Source organism: Lentzea atacamensis (assembly GCF_003269295.1).
GTDB lineage: Bacteria > Actinomycetota > Actinomycetes > Mycobacteriales > Pseudonocardiaceae > Lentzea > Lentzea atacamensis.
In genome coordinates this window covers 48125-71460 of record NZ_QLTT01000008.1, presented here as the reverse complement: position 1 = coordinate 71460, position 23336 = coordinate 48125, and the positions used below count along the sequence as shown (strand labels likewise).

Sequence of the window (23336 nt, the reverse complement as noted above, 5' to 3'; positions counted from 1 at the left end):
GCGATGACTGCACTCACGGACCGGCTCACCTCGATCGCCGACGAAGACGAACTGTTCGACACCTTCTCCCACTGGGCCGCCGAACGCGGCCTGGCGCTGTACCCGGCGCAGGAGGAGGCGGTCATCGAACTCGTTTCCGGGGCCAACGTCATCCTCAGCACGCCGACGGGGTCCGGCAAGAGCCTGGTGGCCATCGGTGCCCATCTCGTGGCGATGGCGGGCAACCAGCGCAGCTTCTACACCGCGCCGATCAAGGCGCTGGTCTCGGAGAAGTTCTTCGCGCTGTGCGAGGTGTTCGGCCCGGAGAACGTCGGCATGATGACCGGCGACGCCTCGGTCAACGACCAGGCGCCCATCATCTGCTGCACGGCGGAGATTCTCGCGAACATCGCCCTGCGCGACGGCGCGTCCGCCGACGTCGGCCAGGTCGTGATGGACGAGTTCCACTTCTACTCCGAGCCCGACCGCGGCTGGGCGTGGCAGGTGCCGCTGATCGAGCTGCCGCAGGCGCAGTTCCTGCTGATGTCGGCGACGCTGGGCGACGTCACGTTCTTCGAGAAGGACCTGACCCGGCGCACCGGCCGCCCGACCGCGGTGGTCCGCTCGGCGCAGCGCCCGGTGCCGTTGAACTTCCAGTACGTCCTCACGCCGTTGCACGAGACGATCGAGGACCTGCTGCACGGCCGTGAGGCGCCGATCTACGTCGTGCACTTCACCCAGGCCGCCGCGCTGGAGCGCGCGCAGTCGCTGATGAGCATCAACGTCTGCTCGAAGCAGGAGAAGGAGGCGATCGCCGCGACGATCGGCAACTTCCGCTTCAGCGCCGGGTTCGGCAAGACGCTGTCGCGGCTGGTGCGGCACGGCATCGGCGTGCACCACGCGGGCATGCTGCCCAAGTACCGGCGGCTCGTGGAGCAGCTCGCGCAGGCGGGCCTGCTGAAGGTCATCTGCGGCACGGACACGCTCGGCGTCGGCATCAACGTCCCGATCCGCACCGTCGTCTTCACCGCGTTGTCGAAGTACGACGGCACGCGGACCCGGATCCTGAAGGCCCGCGAGTTCCACCAGATCGCCGGGCGGGCGGGCCGCGCGGGCTACGACACCGTGGGCACAGTCGTGGTGCAGGCTCCGGAGCACGAGGTCGAGAACATCAAGGCGCTCGCCAAGGCGGGCGACGACCCGAAGAAGCGCCGCAAGGTCGTCCGCAAGAAGGCGCCGGACGGTTTCGTGTCGTGGAGCGAATCGACGTTCGAGCGGCTCGTCGGCGCCGAACCGGAGCCGCTGACGTCGTCGTTCCAGGTCTCGCACGCCATGCTGCTGAACGTGATCGGCCGTCCCAGCGGTGGCGCGTTCCACGCGATGCGGCACCTGCTGGAGGACAACCACGAGGACCGCCCGAAGCAGCTCAAGCACATCAAGCGAGCTCTGGCGATGTACCGGGCGCTGGTGGCGGCGGGCGTGGTCGAGCGCGACGGCGACGACTTCCGGCTGACCGTCGACCTGCAGTTCAACTTCGCGCTGAACCAGCCGCTGTCGCCGTTCGCGCTGGCCGCGATCGAGCTGCTGGACCGCGAGGCGCCGGGCTACGCGCTGGACGTGCTGTCGGTGATCGAGTCCACTTTGGACGACCCGAGGCAGATCCTGGGCGCGCAGGAGCACAAGGCGCGCGGCGAGGCGATCGGCGCGATGAAGGCCGACGGCATCGAGTACGACCAGCGGATGGAGCTGCTGGACGAGGTCACGTACCCGAAGCCGCTCGCCGAGCTGCTGGACGCCGCGTTCCTCACCTACCGCCGCGGCCACCCGTGGGTCGGCGACTACGCGCTGTCCCCCAAGGCCGTCGTGCGCGACATGTACGAGCGCGCGATGACGTTCACCGAGTACGTCTCGTTCTACGGCCTCGCCCGCTCCGAGGGCCTCGTGCTGCGGTACCTCGCCGACGCCTACAAGGCACTGTCGCAGACGGTGCCGGAGGAGGCGAAGACGGAGGAGCTGCAGGACCTGATCTCGTGGCTGGGCGAGCTCGTCCGCCAGGTCGACTCGTCGCTGATCGACGAGTGGGAGAAGCTCACCAATCCGGACGCTCCCGTCGAAGAGGTCCGCGTCGACCTGCCGCCCGCCGTCACCCGCAACGTCCGCGCGTTCCGCGTGCTGGTCCGCAACGCGCTGTTCCGCCGCGTCGAGCTGGCCGCGAAGCGCGACTGGTACTCGCTGGGCGAGCTCGACCACGAGTCGGGCTGGACGGCCAAGGAGTGGATGGACGCCCTGGAGCCGTACTTCGAGGAGCACTCGGACATCGGCGCGGGCCCGAACGCGCGCGGCCCGGCGTTCCTGATCATCAACGTCGAGCGCGAGCGCTGGGTGTGCCGGCAGATCTTCGAGGACCCGGCCGGGGACAAGGACTGGGGCTTCAACGCGGAGGTCGACCTGGCTGCGTCGGACGAGCTGGGTGAGGCGGTCGTGGTCATCACGGACGTCGGCCGCCTCTGACGAGCAGGCGCAACTCCTTCAGTCCGCGCAGCGCCGGGTCGGGCCGGAACTCCGGTTCGCCCGCGTCCGGGTCGAGCCGCAGCCCCGGAAACCGCTGGGCCAGCATCGGGAACAGCACCTGGCCTTCCAGCCGGCCGAGGAACGCGCCGATGCAGTAGTGGATGGCCGCGCCGAACGTCAGGTGCGTGACCGCCGACTCCCTGGTGAGGTCGAGAGTGTCGGGGTCGGTGTACTTGGCCGGGTCGCGGTTGGCCGCGCCGAGCACCGGGAACAGCAGCTCTCCCGCCCTGATCCTCCTCCCCCCCGATCTCCAGGCTCGCTCGCGAGCTGCGGGGTGATGATGGGTGCGGGCGAGTCGTGGCGGAGCAGTTCCCCGGCGGCGGTCGCGGCGACGGGTGCGGTGCGCAGGAGCTCGTACTGCGAAGGGTTGCGCAGCAGGGCGAGCACGCCGTTGCCGAGGTGGTTGGCCGTCGTCTCCGGGCCCGCGTTGATCAGTGAGATGACGTTGACGATCAGTTCGTCGTCGCTGTCCCACTCGCCGCGCTCTCCGAACAGGTCGGCGCTGGAGGCCTGCAGCTGTGCGGAGATCAGGTCGTCGCACGGGCGTCGGCGGCGTTCGGCGACCAGGGCTCGCAGGTAGTCGACGAGCTCGTCCATCGCGGCGGACGAGGCGTGCGCGACCGCGATCGGGTCTGCGCCGAACTGGCCCTCCCCCAGCGTTTTCATGACGTCGGTGCCCCAGCGGGTGAGCTGCCGCTGGTCGTCTCTCGGCACGCCGACGAGATCCATCACGACGCGGCGGGGAACGGGTAGGCGACCTCGGTCATGAAGTCGCCGCCGGTGAAGCCGTCGAGCAGTTCCCGGCAGGTTTCCTCGACCACGTTCCGGCGGTGTGCCATGGCGCGCAGGGTGAAGCCGCGGTTCATGAGCTTGCGCAGCCGCGTGTGCGACGGGCGGTTGCTGAACGGCGGCGACGAATCCGGGCGAGCGCAGGCGCGGCCACTCCGGTTTGCTCCGGTCGAAGAACCCGGTCACGGCGCCGCCGGTGCGGGCACGGTCGTAGGCGCTGTTCGTCAGGACGGCTCGCGGTCTGCAGCTGTCCACTATGGACCGGAAACCGGCCAAGTCGTGACCCAGCCGCACGGGGTTCGGCGGGTACACCGGGACCCGGCGACGCCCGCCGCGAGACAGCCGAGCAGGGCGCGCACGAAGTCCGCGCCGGGCGGGTGGACCAGCAGCGCGCGGTCGCCGGGCTGGAAGCCCCAGCCGCGCAACGCGCCGCCGATCGCCGCCGCCGCCTCGCCGAGGGCCGCGGCGGTGATCGTCTCCTCGTCGCGGCCGTGTTCGTCGACGAACGTGAACAAAGAGCGCTCGGGAGAGCGTTTCCACAATGCCCGGAAAGCAGCACCGACAGAGCAGGACGAAATGCTCGTTTTCATCGTTCAGGACCGTAGCAACGCACACCCGACCACGGAACCCGCCCGTATCGGAGATTCGGCCATCGCCTGTCATCTGCATGACACGGACGGCCCAGCAGGATTCAAGGAGCAGCAAAACAAGCACCAAGAACCACTGCTGACCTGCATAAACAGTTCATTTGCTGACAAATGTAAGTACTCGCCAAACGAGACAACCGGAGCCGTAAAGCAGTGCGTTACCCGCCACCAGACGCCAATCACCGGAATGAGCAGCCTCGACGAACGAGCGGATGATCGAGCGATTCCCCGCCACCTCGAAGGCGACCGCACGAGGCACGGCTGGACAGTGGAACCTTCCCAGGGTGATCACCCGCCGACCGCCACCAACCCTGTATGAACCCGAACGACTGAACTCCGGACGCACGCTCACGCACACCGGACGGCACCCCACTGCAGCAAAAGAGTTAATACGGCCGCCAAGAAGTCACCGCGCCGTGAACACAATGCGGCGATTGATGCGATCCAGGACACACCGATTCGGCCCAACACCCTGGCGCCACCTGGCCTACCAGGCACGAACCGTGAAACCAGGCCAATTCAGCCGATGGCCATAAGAGTGCGCCAGTTGAGACGAACCAATTGAGACGGAATGGCGTGCGATTGACCGCGCGGTCCGGGATGGGGCAACATCATTGCGCTGGACCACAGCTTTCGAGATATGGTGTTGCTCAGTGGGGGAAATGCCCGCACCTGTACTCAGCTCTGGCGCAGCACGACGGGAGGGTTCCGTGGACCCGGCACTGGACGCGCTGCGCGACCGGCTGGCGGAGATCATCGCGTCGCCGCCGGAGAACACCGACGACCTCGTCGACACGCTCAGCGGCCTCGCCAAGCTGTCGAACCAGTGGTCAGAGGCGATCCAGGCGTTGCGCGCGCCCACCCGCAGGCTCGTCGGGCCGGCCGCGGCCGCGTCGGTGAGCGTCGCCGCCCGCCGCGCCGAGGAGTCGTTCATCGAGTTGGAGATCACGCTCGGTGACGCGCTGGCCGTCCAGCCGCGCGCCCTCCGCCAGCCGTGAGCGCGAGCCCGGGCCTGACCCAGGAAAAGCAACGCTGCGTGATAGCGGTGTCGTCTCCCATCCGAGACACACCCGATCGGCGGGTTTCCGCACCTCCTCCGCCTGACGGATGATGCGCCCAACCGGGCTTTTCATGCGGCGAAGGGGTGAGGTATGCACACTTTGTGCAATCCGACCCCCGTTTCGGGTCACCCTCCGTGAGCGGGCATGATCGCGTATCCGACGCCCACGGCTCACCAGGCGCGCGATGACCGAGCGTGGTCTAATCGCCGCCACGTGAGGATCGGCCGTACACAGTTTGGACTCGATCTCGAATGACCTCAGGTCTGCCCTGCCCCGTCTGCGAGGGGCCTGATCGACGTGGCAGCCTCGAGCGCTCCCTCCGGGTGCTCGCCGTCGACGACGAGGCGCCCGCGCTGGAAGACCTCGTGTACCTGTTGCGCTCCGATCCGCGCATCGCTCACGTGGAAGCGGTCACCGACGCCACGAAGGCGCTTCGGGTGCTGCACCGCGCGATGGACGCCGGGCAGCCGCTGGACGCGGTGTTCCTCGACATCCGCATGCCGGGCCTCGACGGTCTCGACCTCGCCCGTGTGCTGTCGCGGTTCGCGCAGCCTCCGCCCGTCGTGTTCGTGACGGCGCACCAGCAGCCCGCGGTGGAGGCGTTCGAGCTCAAGGCCCTCGACTACCTGCTCAAGCCCGTGCGGCAGGAACGGCTCGCCGAGTCGGTGCACCGCATCGTGCACGAGGTCTGGGACTCCAAGGCCCCGACCGAGCCCCTGCCCGCCGCCTCCGCGCAGCCCGCGAACACCACGCCGCCGGAGATGGGCGACGAGGTCATCCCCGTCGAGCTCGGTGGCGTCACGCGGTTCATCCGCCTCGCCGACATCCGCTACGTCGAGGCGCACGGCGACTACGCCCGCCTGCACACCGCGACCGGCAGCGGCCTGGTGCGCGCGGCGTTGAACGGACTCGAAGAACGGTGGCGCAGCGCGGGGTTCGTCCGCATCCACCGCAGCCACCTGGTGTCGCTCGGCCACATCGACGAGCTGCGGCTCGAGGACGGTCACCTCAGCGTCACGATCGGCGGCGCCGTGCTGCCGGTGAGCCGCCGGCACGCGAGGCACCTTCGGCAGCTGCTGGTGCGGCGCGCCCGGCCCGCGCCGGTGCCCGGTCAGACCACGCCCGCCGGCGCCGCGCAACCGAGGAACGGGCTCGGGTCGTGACGACGCCACCACCCCAGGGAGGGTCGGCGCCGAAGCCGACCCAGCGTGTGGTGGTGACGAGCCCGCGCACGAGGGCACCGCGTGCGCGCCGCCCGTACTCGGGCACGCGCGAGATCAACGAGCAGAGCGAGCTCGGCGCCGTCTACATGCGCACGCTGATCAAGGCGCAACGGCGGCTCGGGCTGTCGGTGTGCCTCGTCGTGTGCACGTCGCTGGGCCTCCTGCCGCTGCTGTTCACGATCGAACCGGACCTGGGCAAGGCCCAGGTGCTCGGGCTCGGGCTGCCGTGGTTCCTGCTGTGCGTGGCGACGTTCCCGATGCTCCTGCTGGCCGGCTGGTTCTACGTGCGGCAGGCCGAGCGCAGTGAACGCGAGTTCGCGGAGCTGGTCGAACGTCCATGACGAGTGGTTACGCCATCGTGGCGGTGCTGATCGTCGCACTGGGCACGATCCTGGTCGGTGCCTACGGACTGCGCGTTTCCCGCACCACGTCGGACTTCTACGTCGCCTCGCGCACGGTGTCCCCGTGGTGGAACGCGTCCGCGATCGGTGGCGAGTACCTGTCCGCCGCGTCGTTCGTCGGCATCGCCGGTCTGATCTTCGCCTACGGGCCGGACATGCTGTGGTTCCCGGTCGGCTACACGGCCGGATACCTGGTGCTGCTGACGATGGTCGCCGCTCCGCTGCGTCGCTCCGGTGCCTACACGCTGCCGGACTTCGCCGAAGCTCGGTTCCGGTCACGGGTGGTGCGCGGGGTCGCGTCGGTTCTGGCGCTGGCGATCGGGTGGCTGTACCTGTTGCCACAGCTGGAAGGCGCGGGCCTGACGCTCAACACCGTGACGGGCGCGCCGGACTGGGTGGGCGCGCTGATCGTCGCGGTCGTCGTGACGGTGAACGTGATGTCCGGCGGCATGCGGTCGATCACGTTCGTGCAGGCGTTCCAGTACTGGCTCAAGCTGACCGCGATCACCGTGCCGATCGTGTTCCTGATCGTGGTGTGGCAGGTGCACGGCGCGGAGTCGATGACCAAGCCGGAGTACCCGCAGTTCCGGCAGGACACCAAGGTCACCTTCAGCCACCAGACCACGATCCACGCCGAGCGGTCCATCTTCATCAACGGCACCGGCGAGATCGACGGGCTCCGCATCGAGAACGCGGGCCACGTGCTGACCGACGGCTACCACCGCATCGGGCACGGCTCGGAGTTCACCTTCCCCCGAGGCGCCCCCGTGCCGCACGTGTCCACAATGGCCCACAACACCAACGAGTCGTGGGCGCAACCGGAGTCGAGCGGGCAACGCTTCCCGTTGTACGGCGTGTATTCGCTCATCATCGCGACGTTCCTGGGCACGATGGGCCTGCCGCACGTGATCGTGCGCTTCTACACCAACCCGAACGGCTCGGCCGCGCGCCGGACGACGCTGATCGTGCTCGGCCTGCTGTCGGTCTTCTACCTGATGCCGCCGCTCTACGGTGCCCTGGGCCGCCTGTACACGCCCGAGTTGCTGATGACCGGCCAGACCGACGCCGTGGTGCTGGTGCTGCCCGCCAGGATGATCGACGGCATCGGCGGCCAGCTGCTCGGCGCGCTGGTGGCCGGTGGCGCGTTCGCGGCGTTCCTGTCGACGTCGTCGGGCCTCGTCGTGTCATTGGCGGGCGTGCTGTCGCAGGACGTGCTGCGGCTCGGCGGTGTGCGCGGCTTCCGGATCTCCACGGTGCTCGCGGGCATCGTGCCGCTCGCGATGACGTTCGTGTCGACCGGCATGCCCGTCGCGGACATGGTCGGCCTGGCGTTCGCGGTCGCGGCCTCGTCCCTGTGCCCGTTGCTGATGCTGGGAATCTGGTCGTCGCGAATAACGACCATCGGCGCCATCGCCGGCATGCTCGCGGGCGGGGTGCCCGCGCTGACCGCCGGCCTCGTCACGATGTTCACCGACACCGGCGACTCCTGGCACACGGTGCTGCTCTCGCGCCCTGCCGCGTGGACGGTGCCGCTCGGCTTCTCCGTCATGTACGTCGTCTCCCTGCTCACCCGGCGGCACGTGCCGCCGGGCGTGCAGCGGACGATGGTCAAGCTCCACGCACCCGAGAACCTCGGGCTGGACGGCTCGGGGTCCACCACGGCCGACGAGCGCTCCTAGAAGGTGATGCGAGATGCAGGACTTCCTCACCGCCGCCGCGATCCTCATCGTCGGTGGAGCGGCCGTTCTCGTTCTGTGGCGGGGCACGCGCAACAAGCAGTCGCTCTCCACCGAGGCCCAGCGCGTCACTTACGAGACACTGCACACGGCGTGGTCCGCCGCTCCCCCGCTGCGCGCCGGCCTGGTGCCTGATGCCGCGAAGAAGTCCGCACGGCACCTGCGCACCCTGCTGGACACACCGGCGCTGGCGCTGACCGACGAGACGGAAGTCGTCGCGTGGGAAGGGGTTTCCGACCACCACGCGGCCGACGCCATGACGCAGGCCGAGGACGTGTTCCTGACCGGGCGCACCCAGGCGTACGACATCGGCTGCACCGAACCGAACTGCCCGATCAACTGCGCGGTCGTCGCCCCTCTCACCGTGGAGGGCCGGGTCGTCGGGACGCTGGCCGCCTACTCACGTGAGGCGTCGGCCGGCCTCGTGCGGGCGACGAACCAGGTGGCGCGGTGGGCCGCCGGGCAGCTGGAGCTCGCCGAGCTGGACCGGTCGCGGACCCGGCTGGTGGAGGCGGAGGTGCGTGCGTTGCGCGCGCAGATCTCGCCGCACTTCATCTACAACTCGTTGTCCGCCATCGCTTCCTACGTGCGGACCAACCCGGAGCGCGCGCGGACCCTGCTCCTGGACTTCGCGGACTTCACGCGGTACTCGTTCCGGCGCCACGGCGACTTCACGACGCTGGCCGAGGAGCTCCGTTCGATCGACCAGTACCTCGCGCTGGAGCGGGCGCGGTTCGGCGAACGGCTGAAGGTGACCTTGCAGGTGGCGCCGGAGGTGCTGCCGGTGACGGTGCCGTTCCTCTGTCTGCAACCGTTGGTGGAGAACGCGGTGCGGCACGGCATGGAGGGCAAGGTCGAGCCGGGGCACATCCAGATCTACGCCAACGACAGCGGCGCCGAAGCCCAGATCACCATCGAGGACGACGGCATCGGCATGGACCCGGAGAAGCTCCGCCGGACGCTGGCCGGGCAGGTGGACGAGTCCGCCGGCATCGGGCTCGGCAACATCGACGAACGGCTGCGGCGCGTGTACGGCGACGAGTACGGGCTCGTGGTGGAGACGGCGTGCGGGCTCGGCACGAAGATCACCGTGCGGGTGCCGAAGTACCACGCGGGCATCAGCGACGTGTGAGCGAAGATGAGGCTGCCGACGAGACTGCCGTCGTTCCCCTACCACCCCGGGCCGCTCGAGATGGGTTCCGTGGTCCCGTCCGGGAAGGCGTGTGCGCGGTGCGGGTCGGCTCGTGGGTTCATCTACGCGGGACCGGTCTACGCCGTGGAGAAGGTCTCGTTGTGCCCGTGGTGCATCAAGGACGGGAGCGCGGCCGCGGCGTTCGACGCCACCTTCACCGATGCCTTCGCGCCCGACGGAGTCCCCCACGCGGTGGTGGACGTGATCTGCCGGCGCACACCGGGATTCTCGGGCTGGCAGCAGGAGCGGTGGCTGTTCCACTGCGGCGACGGGGCCGAGTTCCTCGGCAGGGCCGGCGGCGACGAGCTGAACACGGCGGCGCTCAACGCCGTGCGCGCGGAACTCCTGGGGTGGTCGGATGACGCCATCAGCGCGTACGTCGCCGCGCTCAGCCGGGACGACCCACCCACGGCCTACCTGTTCCGCTGCCGGGTCTGCCCCACGCACCTCGCCTACACCGACTCCGCTTGACCGACCGGGGCCACCCTTGTTCAGGATGACCCCGGCCAAATCCAGGAGATCAGCTGGCGGCCTTCGCGGCACGACGGTCGGCCGCGTCCAGCACCGCCCGGATCCAGTCGATCTCTTCGGTACCGCACGCGCCCTCGGCGGCCGCACGGCGCAGGCGGACCCACAGGCCGAGGTCGGTCCACTCCTGGAACCGGCGGTGCACGGTCGGCACGGTCACGCCGAACGACGCCGGCAGGTGCCGCCACGCGCAGCCGGAGGAGAGCACGAAGACGATCGCGGTGAAGACCGAGCGGTTGCACACGCGGCCCCGGCCGCCACCCTGGCGGCGGACCTTGGCCGGCGGGATCAGCGGCTCGATCACGGCCCACAGGTTCGGCGAGACCAGGCGCGCCGAGAGCTGTTCGATGACGTCACCGCGACCGGGCTCTGCGCCGTGCTCCGGCCAGGACGTGCGCATCCAGGAGTCCTGGCGCGGCGCGGCGTCGGCGGGCCGTGCGTCCTGGCGGGCGGACTCGGCGCGCTGACGGGAGCGGAGCAGGGTGGCCAGTGCCGTGTCCTCGGCCGTGGTGCGGCGCTGGGGGACGGCGTAGGCCGAGTGCTGCTGCGCCTGGCGGATCTCGGCGCCGACGGTGCGGCGGAACGAGGGGTTCGCGGCGAGACGCGGGTCCACGGGCTGGCCGTAGCGGGCCGGCACCTGGCCGACCGGGGCCTGCCGCGGGGGAAGGGGCCGCTGGGGCACTTGACGGGGCGGGACCTGCCGCGCGAGACGCGGGTCCGGGGTGCGAGCGAACTGTGAGTCGGTCATGGTGTGGTCCTCCGCCAGGACTTTTCCGTCAGGTGACAGCGCTCACAGTAAGAAGGCGGTCAGAAGACCGGTAAGTACGTAGGCCGTGGAAGGCGATGAGCGGGCGTACACCGGCGATACGCGGCTTGCCCTGTTGAGACGAGTGGCCCACTGTCTGCGACGAACGGATAACCGGTCGGGGGATCATTCCCACGACCGAGTGTCGCCGGCCGTTCACGGACCGCTCTCCACCGGACGGTGATGATCCGGTCGTTGACGCCAGAGATACCGTTCGAACTGTGAAGCTTCTGGCCACGAGCGACCTGCACGTCTCCTACCAGGACAACCGCCGGGTCGTGGACGCGATCGCCTCCTCCGGCCAGGAGGACTGGCTGATCATCGCCGGGGACGTCGGCGAGAAGTTCGTCGACGTGGAATGGACTCTGCGGACCCTGCGGCAGCGGTTCGCGCAGGTCGTCTGGTCGCCCGGCAACCACGAGCTCTGGACCACGAAGGACGACGAGAACCAGGCCCGCGGGGAGATGCGCTACAAGCAGCTCGTCGAGCTGTGCCGCAGCCTGGACGTGATCACCCCGGAAGATCCGTACGTGGTCTTCGAGGGCGACGGAGGCCCGGTCACTGTCTGTCCGCTGTTCCTCGGCTACGACTACTCCTTTCGGCCGCACGGCGCCACGGACGTGGAGTCGGCGCTCGCCATCGCGCACGAGGCGGGAGTGGTGTGCACGGACGAGTACTTCCTGCACCCCGACCCGTACCCGTCCCGCGAGGCGTGGTGCCGGGCGCGGGTCGCGGAGACCGAGGAACGCCTGAAGCAGGTCACCGGCCCGACCGTGCTCATCAACCACTACCCGCTCGTCCGCGACCCCACGTTCGTGCTGCGCTACCCCGAGTTCGCGCTCTGGTGCGGCACGACGCTGACCGCGGACTGGCACCGCAGGTTCAACGCGGTCGAGATGGTCTACGGCCACCTGCACATCCCGCGCACGACGCACTACGACGGCGTGCGCTTCGACGAGGTCTCGCTCGGCTACCCGCGCGAGTGGAAACCACGCGGCACCACCCAGGTGAAGCTGCACGACGTGCTGCGGGAGTCATAGGTGCTGGAACAGCTTCTTCCCCCGCCGATCGCGGCGGTGGAGCGGTACGACGACGACCTGCCCGTCGAGCTCTTCCCCGAGGAGGAGGCGCTCGTCGGCAACGCCGTGCCGAAGCGCAGGCTCGAGTTCGGCACGGCCCGCTGGTGTGCCCGTGAGGCGATGAAGCGTCTCGGTGTGGCGCCGGTGGCGATCCTGCCTGGCCCGAAGCGGGAGCCGCAGTGGCCGGAGGGCGTCGTCGGCAGCCTCACCCACTGCGCCGGCTTCCGAGCCGCGGCGCTGGCGTTGACCAGCGACTTCCTCACCATCGGCATCGACGCCGAACCGCACGCCCCTGCACCGGAGGGCGTGCTGAACGCCATCGCGATCCCGGCGGAGCTGCGCAGGATGCCGGGGCTGAAGGTCGACGACCCGAAGATCTGCTGGGACCGGCTCCTGTTCAGCGCCAAGGAGTCCACCTACAAGGCCTGGTACCCGCTCACGCAGCGGTGGCTGGGCTTCGAGGACGCCGACATCACCCTCAACGCCGACCGCACCTTCCACTCGCGCATCCTGCTGCCCGACACTCCCGTCGCCGGGTTCGGAGGCCGCTGGCTGGTGCAGGGCGACATCCTCGTCACCACCATCGCCGTGCCAGCGGCCACGCAGGGGAAATGACCGTGTAGGAGACGTGTAGAGGCGGTCACCAGACTGCCTCTCATGGTGAGACTTCCCCCGGTACCCGCCGAGCGGCACGTGATCGGCATCGACGTCGACGTGCTGTTCGGCGCGGTTCCGCACCGGCAGCTGGACGCGTCGCTGGACGCGGTGGCCCATCAGCAGGAGAGCCACGGGATCCGCCGCGGCCTGCTCTGCTCGCTGCGCGGTGCGTTGTTCGACGTCTCCTCCGGCAACGACGAGACCCGCAAAGCCACCGAGCAGCAGCAGCGGTTCGTGCCCGTCGGCAGCGTGGACATCCGCGACGCGCTCGGCGCCGAGGACGAGATCGGCAGGCTCGCCGAGGCCGGGGTGAAGATCCTGCGGCTCTTCCCGCCCGAGCAGTGGGTGGAACCGGGCTCCCCCGGCCTCGCCGCGATCATCGACACCGCCGTCGGCCACGACCTGGTGCTGCTGACGAGCGGTGACTTCAGCCAGTTCTGGCGGCCGTTCGCCGACCGCGGCGCGCGGGTGTGCTTCCTCGACGTGCACGCCTACCGGGTGGCGGACTTCGTCGTGACGGCCCGCCGCGAGCCCGGTTTCGTGGCCTCGACGAGGATGCTGGTGGGCCCGGACTCGATCGAGCGGATCGCCGGCGAGGTCGGCGCGCACCACCTCGCGTACGGGTCGCGGACGCCGCTGCACGACGTCATGCCGTCCGCGCTGCGGCTGCGCATGGCGGGTCTGACCAAACAGGAGTGGAAGCAGGTCGCCGGGGGCACCGCGGCCGGGTGGCTGGGAGAAGCACTGTGATCATCGACGTTCACGCGCACGCCGGGCCGTGGTTCTTCGCCACGGACGTCGGTGCCGCCGAGCTCAACATCACCCTGATGGACCGCTACGGCATCGACCGGCAGATCGTCTCCGCGTCGGAGGCCGTCACCTACGACATGGTCGCGGGCAACAGGTGGATGGCCGAGGTGCTGGAGGCCCACCCGCGGCTGCTCGGCTACGTCGTGGTGAACCCCAACGACCTCGCGGCCGGGGCGCGCGAGCTGGAGAAGTACCAGCCGACCGGCAGGTTCGTCGGTGTCAAGGTGCACACCACCTATCCCGGCCAGACGCTGCTGTCGAAGGCGATCCAGGACACGATGGCGCTCGCCGCGCAGGCCGGTCTGCCGGTGCTCGTCCACACCTGGGACGAGTCCGTGCTCGGCCTGGTCGACGTGCTGGAACGGCATCCCGGCCTGCGGGTGATCGCCGGGCACATGGGCGGACCGGCGTGGCGGACGGCGGTGGAGGCCGCCACCCGCACCGACCGGCTCTACCTCGAACCGTGCTGCTCGATCACCGACGCCGGCCGCTACCGGTACGCGCTCGACCGGGTGCCGCTGGAGCAGATGCTGTTCGGCACCGACAGCACCTTGGTCGACCCGGCCATCGCGATGGGTGTAGTAGTGGATGCCGCCCTCACCGAGGACGAGTACGAACACGTGATGTGGCGCAACGCCGCGCGCCTCTTCGGCATCGAAACGGACCAAGCCGCATGAAGAGAACGGCAGCGCTCGTCGCAGCCTGCACGGTCGCGACGCTCACCGGCTGCGGTGCCCGGCCCGGCGACGACGCCGTGACGCTGTGGATGTACCCGGTCATCGCCGACCAGGCGCAGAACCGGGCGTACTGGCAGAAGGTCGAGGCGGGTTTCGAGGCCGAGCACGGCCTGAAGGTCCGCATCGAGCTGCAGCCGTGGGAGAGCAGGCAGGAGAAGCTCGGCGCCGCGCTCATGGCGGGCAGCGGGCCGGACGTCGTGCTGCTGCAGCCGGACATGATTCCCCAGTACGTGGAGGAGAAGGCGCTGCTGCCGGTCGGCGACGTGCTGAAGGCCGGTGACCGCCAGTACCGGCCGTCGGCGATCACCGCGCTGACCGTCGGGGACCAGGCCTACGGGCTGCCGCTGTACCAGACCGTCACGACGACGGTGTACAACCGCAAGCTCTTCACCGAGGCCGGCATCACCGAGCTGCCGGACACGTGGGACGAGGTGAGGGCCGCGGCGCCGAAGCTCGCCGCGAAGGGCGTCCCGGTGCTCGACTACGCGGGCTCCACCGAGGAGACGCTCAACATGACCTTCTACCCGCTGCTGTGGCAGGCGGGTGGCAGCGTGTTCAACGAGGAGGGCACGAAGAGCGCTTTCTCGTCGGCGCAAGGCGTTGACGCGTTGCGGTTCCTCGTCGACCTCAACGCGATGGGCGGCCTGCCGCGCGACGCCGCGACCAAGCGCGCCCGGCTCGTGGACGACGCGGTGGCGGCAGGAAAGGCCGCGATGTCGCACTCCATGGTCTCGACGACGGCCCGCAACGTCGTCCGCTCGGCCGGCGCGGAGAACACGGTGGTCGGCGCTCCCCTGCGGCACAGGGCGCAGGTGACGTTCGGGCAGCCCGGAGCGCTGTCGTTGCTGCGCACGGCCAAGAATCCCGACGCGGCACGGAAGTTCCTGTCCTACATGACCACGCCGAAGGTCATCGAGGAGCTGTGCGTCCACTCCGGCTTCTTCCTGCCGTGGACCGGCGCCATGCCGCCCGTCGTCGACGACGTGGACAAGGGTTTCGCGCAGGCGCTGGAGTTCGCCAGGGCCGGGGACACGCATCCGCAGGCGCGCAGGGTGATGGGGCTGCTGGCACCGCACCTGCAGGCCGCGCTGCTCGGCGAGAGGACACCCGAGCAGGCGCTCGCCGACGCGGCGGTAGAGGTCGACGCGTTGCTGCAGCAGAAGCGATGAGCCGGCTGCGCGAACCGCTGACGGTGCTGGTGTTCCTGCTGCCCGTGCTGGTGCTGTTCGGCGCGTTCCGGTTCCTGCCGATGCTGGGAGCGGCCGGGCTGAGCGTCACCGACTACCAGCCGGGCGGCGACGTGGAGTTCGCAGGCGCGGAGAACTACGCGAGCCTCGTGGGGGACGACCACTTCCTGGCGAGCCTGCGCACGACCCTGACCTACGCCGCGATCTACGTGCCGCTCATCCTCGTGGTCGCGCTGGGGACCGCGCTCCTGCTCCACTCGGTGCCGTGGGGACGCGGGTTCTTCCGTGCCGCGTTGCTCGCGCCGTACGTCACGAGCCTGGTGCTGAGCGGTGTGATCTGGAAGTGGTTGTTCGAGCCCGCGGGCCTGCTGCGGGATCCGTCGACGGTGCTGCCCGCGCTCGCCGTCGTCGGGGTGTGGAAGGGGTTCGGCTACGCGATGCTGGTCCTGCTCGCGGGCATCAGGAACGTGCCGGCCGACTGCCTGGAAGCGGCCAAAGTGGACGGTGCAAGCGTTTGGCAACGGTTCCGGCACATGATCCTGCCGTCGTTGCGGCCGGCGATCTTCTTCGTCGTCGTGGTGGAGACCATCGGCGCGTTCCAGGTCTTCGACCTCATCTACGTGATGACCGGCGGTGGTCCGGTGCGGGCCAGCTACACGCTGGCGTACGCGGTGTACCAGTACGGCTTCACGTACGTCGAGATCGGCAAGGCCGCGGCGGCCGGGCTGGTGTTGTGGGCCATCGTGCTGCTGGTGTCACTCACCCAGCGCCGAGCTTTCGAACGGAACCCGTGATGCGTTCGCGTGTGTGGCTGACCATCCTGCTGTCGGTCGTGTCGCTGCTGGCGATCGGCCCGTTCGCGCTGATGGTGGTGATCGCCCTGACGCCGCGCTACTCACCGGTGCTCCCGCACGCGTGGCCGGCGTCGCTGACCCTGGACAACATCGTCGGGGTGCTGTCGACGGAGAGCTTCCTGCGGTGGACCGGCAACACGGTGATCTACTCGGCGGTGTCGGTCGTCGCCGTGCTGCTCTCGGCGTCGATGGCCGCGTACGTGTTCGCGCGCAAGCGTTTTCCCGGCCGGGACGTGCTGCTGTGGTCGTTGCTGTCGACGCTGATGGTGCCGTTCCACGCGGTGCTGATGCCGTCGATCGTGATCATCCAGCTGCTCGGCTGGGCGGACACCTACTGGGGACTGATCATCCCGACGCTCGCCAACGCGCAGGCCGTGCTGCTGCTCCGGCAGTTCATCCGCGCGCTGCCGGACGAGGTGTTCGACGCCGCGCGGATCGACGGCGCCGGGGACTGGCGGGTGTACTGGAACGTGGTGCTGCCGCTGTGCCGCCCGGTGCTCGCGACGCTCGCGGTGTTCGTGTTCCTCTGGCACTGGAACGACTTCCTGTGGCCGCTGGTGGTGTCGGGGACCGGCGACACCGGCACGCTGACGGTCGGCTTGTCCACACTGGACGCCGGGCACCTCACGATCCCCGAGCTGATGTCCGCGGCGACCGTCACCGGGCTGCCGTGCCTGCTGGTGTTCCTGCTGCTGCAACGGCGGCTGGTCAGCACCGTCGGCTTCACCGGCCCTGGACGGTGAGCCCCAGTTGCTGCAACGCGTTGACGGTCCTGGAGACGTGCACCTGCATGTCGAGGCGCTGGAAGAGCCGCAGCGCCTGCTCGAAACAGGCGGCCGCCTCGTCGGGACGCTGGTTGCGGTGCGCGACCCAGCCGAGGCTGTAGAGGGTGGCCGCCTTGCCGGCGCTCTCGTCCTCCGGCGAGAACACGGTGAGCGAGCGGGACATCATCTCCGACGCCTTGCCCGCGTCGCCCTGCTCGGCGTAGCTGGCGGCGAGGACGTGCAACGCCAGCGCCTCGTCACGCGGGCAGGAGGCCGCGCGGAACAGCTCGATGGCGTCGAGCAGCGCCTGTTCTGTCTGGGAGAGGTCTCCCCTGGCCTTGTGGTGCAGGCCGATGCTGAACAACGCGCAGGCCTGCCCGTACCGGCTGCCCAGACGGCGGAAGATCTCCAGTGCCTTGCCGAGGCACCGCGCGGCGTCGTCGAGCCTGCCCTGGTTGCGGTGGACGATTCCGAGCGCCTGCAACGCGAACGCCTCGCCGCTCTCGTCCTGGCAGCAGCCGAACGTCTCGCGGGACCGCTCGAGCCGGACCGCGGCCTCGTCCAGTCTGCCGTGGAACAGGTGCACGCTGCCGAGGCCGAGGTTCGCGTAGGCGTGGCCGCGGTGCTCGCCGGTGCGGGCGAAGATCTCCTGCGCCTGGCCGAAGTGCTCGCTCGCCTCGCCGTAGTGGTCGCGGTAGAACGCCAGCGCGCCGAGCCCCTGGTGCAGGATCGCCCGGTGCCGGTCCTCGACGGCGGCGCTCAGCGCGAGCTCGTGGGTGTGGCGCCACAGGTCGTAGTGGCTGCGCAGGTCGAACAACGTCGTCAGCGCACAGGCCAGGTCGCAGGCGAGGCTCGTCATGCCGAGTTCGAGGGCCTGCTCGACGACACCGACGAGCGCGTCCCGTTCGGCTTCCAGCCACGCCAGTGGATCCGCGAGCAGGCGACCGGTGTCGAGCCCGCTGCGTTCGGGAGCGAGCCGCACCTTGAGGAACCGGCACGGCAGGCCGGACTCGGCCTGGACGGCGAGGTCGAGCCACGCGGCGAAGGCCCGGTGCAGCGCGCTCGCACGGTCGTCCGCGGAGTCGACCTCGTTGGCGCGCTCCCTCGCGAACACCCGCAGCAGGTCGTGGAAGCGGTACCGGCCCTGCCACACCTCCAGCAGGTGCACGTCGGCGAGGCTGTCGACGATCTCCTCGGCGTCCGGCACGTCGACGCCGAGCAGCGCCGCGACGACCCAGCCGGGGAAGTCCGGCACGTCGAGCAGGCCGAGCAGCCGGAACGCGCGCTGCTGCACCTCGTCGAGCGCGTCGTAGCTCCACGCGAGGCTGGCGCGGGCTTCGAGGTCGTCGATGCGCAGCTCGTTCAGCCGGGTGCCCTCGCCGGCGAGGCGTTCGGCGAGGCGGCCGACCGTCCAGTGGCCGCGGCGGGCCAGGCGCGAGGCGGCGATGCGCAGCGCGAGCGGGAGGTTGCCGCAGTAGCGGGCGACGGCGGCGGCCGCGTCCGGTTCCGCGGTGATGCGGTCCGCGCCGGCGATCTCGCCGAGCAACCGGACCGCGTCCTCGGCGCCCAGCACGTCGAGGTTCACCGTCTGCGCGCCGACCAGCTGCACGCGGCTGGTGACGAGGACGGCGGACGAGTCGGAGCCGGGCAGCAGCGGGCGGACCTGGGCCATGCTCTTCGCGTCGTCCAGGACGATCAGGACCTGGCGGGCGGCGAGCTGGGAGCGGTAGAGCGCGGCGCGCGCCTCGAGGTCCTCCGGGACCGCGTGCGGGTGCACCCCCAGCGCGATGAGCAGTTCCGCGAGGACGGTCGCGGGGTCGCGCGGCGACGAGCCGGTGCCGCCGAGGCGGACGTAGAGCTGGCCGCCGCCGAACTGGTCGCCGACCTCGTGGGCCGCGCGGACCGCCAGTGACGTCTTGCCGACGCCCGCCTTGCCGGTGATCGCGGCCAGAGTGGACCTGGTGCGTTGCGTGAGGACCTTGCGGAGCTCGGCCAGTTCCGCGGCACGGCCGGTGAAGTTGTCGACGTCGGGCGGCAACTGCATGGGGCGCACCGGGTTCAGGCCCTCGGGTCTGCCGCCGCGCAGGATCTCCTGGTGCAGGTCCTGGATCTGGTCGCACGGGTCGACGCCGAGCGCGTCGACGAGCACCTCGCGAACCGCGCGGTAGGTCTCGAGCGCCTCCGCCCTGCGGCCCGCCTCGTGCTGTGCCCGCATCAGGCGCCACCACAGGCCTTCGCGCAACGGGAACTGCCGGACCTGCACCCCGAGCTCGGTGATCAGGGCGCCGTACTGGCCGGCGGCGAGCCGGGCGTCGGCGGAGTCCTCTCGCGCGGCGGCGGCCATTTCCTCCAGCCGGACCACGTCGGCCTCCAGCCAGCCCGCGCGCGGGACGTCCTCCAGCAGCGTGCCGCGCCAGACCTGCCACGCCTCCTGCCAGATCGCCACGGCCTTCGCGGCGTCCCCTGCCGCCAGTGCGGCACGGGCGCGCGCCGCCGCGGCCTCGAAGACCTCGCTGTCCAGCTCGTCCGGCTCGACGTGCAGCCGGTAGCCCGCGCTGTCGGTGGTGAGCCTGCCGGGCAGGCCGATGTCGGTGAGGTCGCGGCGCAACCGGCTCACGTAGGTGTGCACGTTCGCGACGGCGGACACGGGCGGGTTCTCGCCCCACAACGCGTCGATGAGACCGGCGAGGCTGACGGGTTGCCGGGCACGCACGAGCAGCGCGGCGAGCAACGCGCGCTGCCGTGGACCGGCCGGCTTGAGCGGCTGGCCTGCGTTGGCCACCCTCAGCGGACCCAGAATCTCGAAACTCGCCGTGTTTCCCAAGGCTCCCCACCCTGACCGGCCACCGGCTTCGGATCGTAGCAGCAGGTCGGCGGGCCGGAAGATGCACAAACAGTGCCAAAAGGCTGACATTCGCCGGGCGTTCACCACATGCGGGGCGAGAAATGCTGTAGATGACGTGTAGAGGCCGTGTAGATCGGCTCCATAAATTTTCTCGCAGATCGCCGGAAAGCACCGGCATTTGGTCAGGGTCTGACCACCTCCACCGCGAGAGAAATGGATTCCGTGATGTCTTCCAGAATCGGCAGAGCGGTCATCGGCGTCGCCGTGGCCGCGATTGCGCTGGCACTCGCCCCGCCCACCGCCCAGGCCGCCGCTCCCGCGCTCGAGCTGCCGTTCATCTGCGGCACGTCCTGGAAGGGCGACTCGGGCTCCAGCAGCGCGCACCGCAACAACGAGATCGACTGGAACATGTCCGGCACCACGGGCAACGAGGATCTCGGTGAGCCGGTGCTGGCCGCGGCGGCGGGCACCGTGCGGTGGGAGGGCGGCGAAACCTCCGCCTACGGCAACTACGTGGAGATCGACCACGGCGGCGGCTACTCGACGCTGTACGCCCACCTCGACAAGAAGTCCGTGCACCTCAACGACGTCGTGCGGCAGGGAGACGTGATCGGCACGGTCGGCAACACCGACGGCAACACCTCCGGGCTCTCCGCGCACCTGCACTTCGAGTTCCGCAACCGGGGCAGCGGCCAGAGCTACCCCGACTACATCCGGCCCGCCTCGTTCCACGGTGACGCGTTCGACTACGCCGCGGGCACCGAGACGTACGTGAGCCAGAACTGCGGCACGCTCAACAAGGCGGCCAAGAGCATCAACGGCGACAAGTACGACGACGCGATCGGCGTCGACTCCGAGGGCGTCGCGTGGGTCTACTACGGCAGGTCCGGTGGTGGCTTCAGCGCCGCCGTGCGCCTGGGCGCCGGCTGGGGCGCGTTCAGCCGCATCGCGATCAACGACTCGAACGGCGACGGCTGGGCGGACCTGTTCGCCGTCGGCAACGGCACCCTCTACTACTGGAACAACCGCGGCAACGCCACGTTCAGCACGGCGCAGGAGGTCGGCCCCGGCTGGGGCGCGTTCGAATACGTGTCCTTTGTGGACATCAACGCCGACAACAAGACCGACATCCTCGCCCGTGACGGCGGCAAGATGTACGTCTACACCGGCCAGGGCGGCGGCGCGTTCGCCGCGCGGTCGCTGCTCGGTGAGGGCTGGTCGGGTCTGCTCAGGCACACGGCGGGGGACGCCGACGCGGACGGCGACGGCGACATCTGGGCGACCAACTCCGCCGGTGATCTCTACTTCTGGAAGAAGACCGCCGACGGCTACGCCACCGCGGCGCAGGTCGGCTCCGGCTGGAACGGGTTCCGCCAGCTGGTGGCTATGGACGTCAACGGCGACTCGAAGGCCGACCTCGTGGCCATCCGCACGTCCGACAACACGCTCTGGCAGTGGCTGGGCGGTGGCGCCGGCACGTTCGGCAAGGCCACCCAGATCGGCAGCGGCTGGGCCGGCTTCACCCTGGCGGTGAACTGATGAGGATCCTTTCCGGACTTCTGGTGGCGGCCGCGTTGTGCACGGGCGTTGTGCTGCCCGCTCAGGCCGCCGGTGACATCGACCTGTGCGTGTCCAACGGCCGTAACGCGGGGTTCTCCGGTGAGAAGCTCGTCGTCGCGGTGGCGGTCGGGATGGCGGAGTCCCGTTGCGACCCGTCCGCCCGGTATGTGAACAGCGACAGCCACAACTCGGTCGACCGAGGCCTCTGGCAGATCAACGACTACTGGCACAGCGAGGTCAGCGACTCCTGCGCCTACAACGCCGCGTGCAACGCGAAGGAGGCGTACCGGATCTCCGACCAGGGCACCGACTGGACGCCGTGGTCGACCTACAAGTCGGGCTCCTACAAGCAGTTCATGGACGACGCCCGCACGGCAATCGGCGCCGCGCCTGCCCCCGTGCTGCCGGCGAAGAGCGTGAACGGCGACAAGTACGACGACGCGCTGGGCGTCGACCCGTCCGGCACGGCGTGGATCTACAAGGGCAAGGCCGGCGGCGGTTTCATGGCCGGCGCCCGGCTCGGTCCCGGCTGGGGCGGGTTCTCGAAGATCGGCATCGGCGACTCCAACGCCGACGGCTGGGCCGACCTGTGGGCCATCGGCAGCGGCACGCTCTACTACTGGTACAACCAGGGCAACGGCACCTTCGGCTCGGCGCAGACCGTCGGCACCGGCTGGGCGGCCATGGAGAACGTGGCGTTCGGCGACGTCAACGGCGACAACCGGGCGGACATCCTGGCCCGCGACGGCGGCAACATGTACCTCTACGTCGGACGCGGCAGCGGCAGGTTCGCCGAGCGCGACCTCGTCGGCGCCGGCTGGGCGAGCCTGTTCCGGCACACCGCCGCGGACGCCGACGGAGACAGCGATGGCGACATCTGGGCGACCAACAGCTCCGGCGAGCTCTACTTCTGGAAGCGCAGCGGTGCCGACTTCGCCACCGCGGTGCAGGTCGGGTCCGGCTGGAACGGGTTCCGGCAGATGACGTCGATGGACGTCAACGGGGACAACAAGGCCGACCTCGTCGCAATCCGGACCTCGGACAACACGCTCTGGCAGTGGCTGGGGACCGGGAACGGCGGATTCGGGACCGGCACGCAGGTCGGGTCGGGCTGGACGGGCTGGGACCTGGCCGCGAACTAGCAGATCCACCCGTGGCCGGCCGTCTCCACGACGGCCGGCCACATTTCCGTGCGGAATCCATCCGCATTGGAAACTTGCTGTAGATCGAATGTAGATGGTGTGTAGAGCACCTCCATAGCGTTTCCTTCAGATCGCAGGAACTCCGCAACTCTCACAAAGGGGAAACACCACATGGAATTCAAGGGAATGGCCCGGCGAATCAAGGGAGTGGGCGCGGTGGTCGCCGCGGCGGCGACGCTTTTGATCGCGCCGGGAACCGCCGTGGCAGGGGACGACGTCGGCATCGCGGCCGTGCACAGGATCACGCACGGGGGCACCGGGCGCTGCCTGGACTCCAACTCCGCAGGCTCGGTCTACACGCACGACTGCAACGGAACGCGCAACCAGCAGTGGGACAACTACGCGACGGGCAAGTTCAGGAACGTGGCAACCCGGCGCTGCCTGACCTCTGACGGCTCGAGGATTCTCACCACCACGAACTGCGCGGCCGGCGGCACCAACTGGGCCACCAACGGCACCACGCGAACCCAGATCAGGCACCAGACCACAGGCATCTGCGCGCACAACAACGGCGGCTCCAGCCAGGCCGTCGGCCCGGCATCCTGCGGGTCGGCGACGTACTGGACCATCCGCTCCGCCTGACGACTGGACGTTCAACCTGTGACAGCGGGTCGTCCCCCGGGCGGCCCGCCGTCCCGGAACGTGACACACGGGTGTCGGATTGATCAACCATGGTGCACAGTGGTGGGGTGAACCCTCGACCGTCGGG

General features: G+C 69.7%; 23 protein-coding genes and 1 pseudogene. 18 read left to right on the top strand and 6 right to left on the bottom strand.

Annotated elements, in window-relative coordinates:
• The first annotated feature begins 3 nt into the window (after positions 1–3).
• On the top strand, positions 4–2490 hold the full coding sequence (locus C8D87_RS31375; RefSeq protein ID WP_109641702.1) for a DEAD/DEAH box helicase: 2487 nt from the start codon (positions 4–6) through the stop codon (positions 2488–2490).
• Here C8D87_RS31375 and C8D87_RS31370 read toward each other — a convergent pair.
• The 4 genes from C8D87_RS31370 to C8D87_RS31360 all read right to left on the bottom strand — a co-directional run bounded on the left by C8D87_RS31370 (position 2468) and on the right by C8D87_RS31360 (position 3854).
• Complete coding sequence (locus C8D87_RS31370; RefSeq protein ID WP_112229401.1) at positions 2468–2755, bottom strand: cytochrome P450 family protein; 288 nt, start codon at positions 2753–2755, stop codon at positions 2468–2470. The genes C8D87_RS31375 and C8D87_RS31370 overlap by 23 nt on opposite strands.
• Entirely contained in the window at positions 2668–3279 is a 612-nt protein-coding gene (locus tag C8D87_RS31365; RefSeq protein ID WP_112229400.1) for a cytochrome P450, read from the bottom strand. Before C8D87_RS31365 ends, C8D87_RS31370 begins: the two co-directional genes overlap by 88 nt.
• Positions 3279–3389: a cytochrome P450 gene (locus C8D87_RS47165; protein ID WP_215732543.1), complete on the bottom strand. Its 111-nt coding sequence runs from the start codon at positions 3387–3389 to the stop codon at positions 3279–3281. Before C8D87_RS47165 ends, C8D87_RS31365 begins: the two co-directional genes overlap by 1 nt.
• Positions 3390–3593: 204 nt before the next feature.
• Entirely contained in the window at positions 3594–3854 is a 261-nt protein-coding gene (locus tag C8D87_RS31360) for an AMP-binding protein (RefSeq protein ID WP_170166648.1), read from the bottom strand.
• On the opposite strand from C8D87_RS31360, the gene C8D87_RS46260 reads away from it, so the two are divergent.
• From C8D87_RS46260 to C8D87_RS31330, 7 genes are all read left to right on the top strand, one after another.
• On the top strand, positions 3847–4305 hold the full coding sequence (locus tag C8D87_RS46260; RefSeq protein WP_170166647.1) for a hypothetical protein: 459 nt from the start codon (positions 3847–3849) through the stop codon (positions 4303–4305). The two genes, C8D87_RS31360 and C8D87_RS46260, sit on opposite strands and share 8 nt — an antisense overlap.
• 391 nt (positions 4306–4696) lie before the next feature.
• On the top strand, positions 4697–4984 hold the full coding sequence (locus C8D87_RS31355) for a hypothetical protein (RefSeq protein ID WP_112229398.1): 288 nt from the start codon (positions 4697–4699) through the stop codon (positions 4982–4984).
• A 314-nt stretch (positions 4985–5298) separates the two neighbouring features.
• Positions 5299–6210: a LytR/AlgR family response regulator transcription factor gene (locus C8D87_RS31350; RefSeq protein ID WP_233442385.1), complete on the top strand. Its 912-nt coding sequence runs from the start codon at positions 5299–5301 to the stop codon at positions 6208–6210.
• 53 nt (positions 6211–6263) lie between these two features.
• Complete coding sequence (locus tag C8D87_RS31345) at positions 6264–6611, top strand: hypothetical protein (protein WP_233440224.1); 348 nt, start codon at positions 6264–6266, stop codon at positions 6609–6611.
• Positions 6608–8350, top strand: a complete 1743-nt coding sequence (locus C8D87_RS31340) for a sodium/solute symporter (RefSeq protein WP_112229397.1) — start codon at positions 6608–6610, stop codon at positions 8348–8350. Before C8D87_RS31345 ends, C8D87_RS31340 begins: the two co-directional genes overlap by 4 nt.
• 13 nt (positions 8351–8363) lie before the next feature.
• A complete protein-coding gene (locus C8D87_RS31335; RefSeq protein ID WP_112229396.1) occupies positions 8364–9539 on the top strand; it encodes a sensor histidine kinase in 1176 nt (391 codons plus the stop codon).
• Between the two features lie 6 nt (positions 9540–9545).
• On the top strand, positions 9546–10070 hold the full coding sequence (locus C8D87_RS31330) for a CbrC family protein (protein WP_112229395.1): 525 nt from the start codon (positions 9546–9548) through the stop codon (positions 10068–10070).
• Positions 10071–10122: 52 nt separating this feature from the next.
• Here C8D87_RS31330 and C8D87_RS48080 read toward each other — a convergent pair.
• A pseudogene (locus tag C8D87_RS48080) lies at positions 10123–10527 on the bottom strand (transposase); the annotation flags it as partial.
• Between the two features lie 626 nt (positions 10528–11153).
• Between C8D87_RS48080 and C8D87_RS31320 the strand changes: the two are divergent.
• The 7 genes from C8D87_RS31320 to C8D87_RS31290 are packed head-to-tail and all read left to right on the top strand — an operon-like array spanning position 11154 to position 16999.
• Positions 11154–11972: a metallophosphoesterase family protein gene (locus C8D87_RS31320; protein WP_112229393.1), complete on the top strand. Its 819-nt coding sequence runs from the start codon at positions 11154–11156 to the stop codon at positions 11970–11972.
• Positions 11973–12626, top strand: coding sequence for a 4'-phosphopantetheinyl transferase family protein (locus C8D87_RS31315; protein ID WP_112229392.1), 654 nt, complete (start codon positions 11973–11975; stop codon positions 12624–12626).
• A gap of 42 nt (positions 12627–12668) precedes the next feature.
• Positions 12669–13418, top strand: coding sequence for an amidohydrolase family protein (locus tag C8D87_RS31310; protein WP_112229391.1), 750 nt, complete (start codon positions 12669–12671; stop codon positions 13416–13418).
• Complete coding sequence (locus C8D87_RS31305) at positions 13415–14155, top strand: amidohydrolase family protein (protein ID WP_109641712.1); 741 nt, start codon at positions 13415–13417, stop codon at positions 14153–14155. Before C8D87_RS31310 ends, C8D87_RS31305 begins: the two co-directional genes overlap by 4 nt.
• The gene (locus C8D87_RS31300; RefSeq protein ID WP_112229390.1) at positions 14152–15384 is read left to right on the top strand and encodes an ABC transporter substrate-binding protein; all 1233 of its coding nucleotides are present in this window, start codon (positions 14152–14154) and stop codon (positions 15382–15384) included. The genes C8D87_RS31305 and C8D87_RS31300 overlap by 4 nt, the downstream gene beginning before the upstream one ends.
• Positions 15381–16196 carry a carbohydrate ABC transporter permease gene (locus tag C8D87_RS31295; protein ID WP_112229389.1) on the top strand — a complete coding sequence of 272 codons (816 nt, stop codon included), beginning with the start codon at positions 15381–15383 and terminating at the stop codon, positions 16194–16196. Before C8D87_RS31300 ends, C8D87_RS31295 begins: the two co-directional genes overlap by 4 nt.
• Entirely contained in the window at positions 16196–16999 is an 804-nt protein-coding gene (locus C8D87_RS31290; RefSeq protein ID WP_112229388.1) for a carbohydrate ABC transporter permease, read from the top strand. Before C8D87_RS31295 ends, C8D87_RS31290 begins: the two co-directional genes overlap by 1 nt.
• On the opposite strand, the gene C8D87_RS31285 is transcribed toward C8D87_RS31290, so the two are convergent.
• Positions 16980–19802, bottom strand: a complete 2823-nt coding sequence (locus C8D87_RS31285) for an AfsR/SARP family transcriptional regulator (RefSeq protein WP_170166646.1) — start codon at positions 19800–19802, stop codon at positions 16980–16982. The two genes, C8D87_RS31290 and C8D87_RS31285, sit on opposite strands and share 20 nt — an antisense overlap.
• A gap of 288 nt (positions 19803–20090) precedes the next feature.
• On the opposite strand from C8D87_RS31285, the gene C8D87_RS31280 reads away from it, so the two are divergent.
• The 3 genes from C8D87_RS31280 (at position 20091) to C8D87_RS31270 (ending at position 23209) form a co-directional block, all read left to right on the top strand.
• Positions 20091–21404 carry a VCBS repeat domain-containing M23 family metallopeptidase gene (locus C8D87_RS31280; RefSeq protein ID WP_170166645.1) on the top strand — a complete coding sequence of 438 codons (1314 nt, stop codon included), beginning with the start codon at positions 20091–20093 and terminating at the stop codon, positions 21402–21404.
• Positions 21404–22567: an FG-GAP-like repeat-containing protein gene (locus C8D87_RS31275; RefSeq protein ID WP_112229385.1), complete on the top strand. Its 1164-nt coding sequence runs from the start codon at positions 21404–21406 to the stop codon at positions 22565–22567. The genes C8D87_RS31280 and C8D87_RS31275 overlap by 1 nt, the downstream gene beginning before the upstream one ends.
• A 171-nt stretch (positions 22568–22738) precedes the next feature.
• Positions 22739–23209: an RICIN domain-containing protein gene (locus tag C8D87_RS31270; RefSeq protein ID WP_112229384.1), complete on the top strand. Its 471-nt coding sequence runs from the start codon at positions 22739–22741 to the stop codon at positions 23207–23209.
• Positions 23210–23336: the final 127 nt, after the last annotated feature.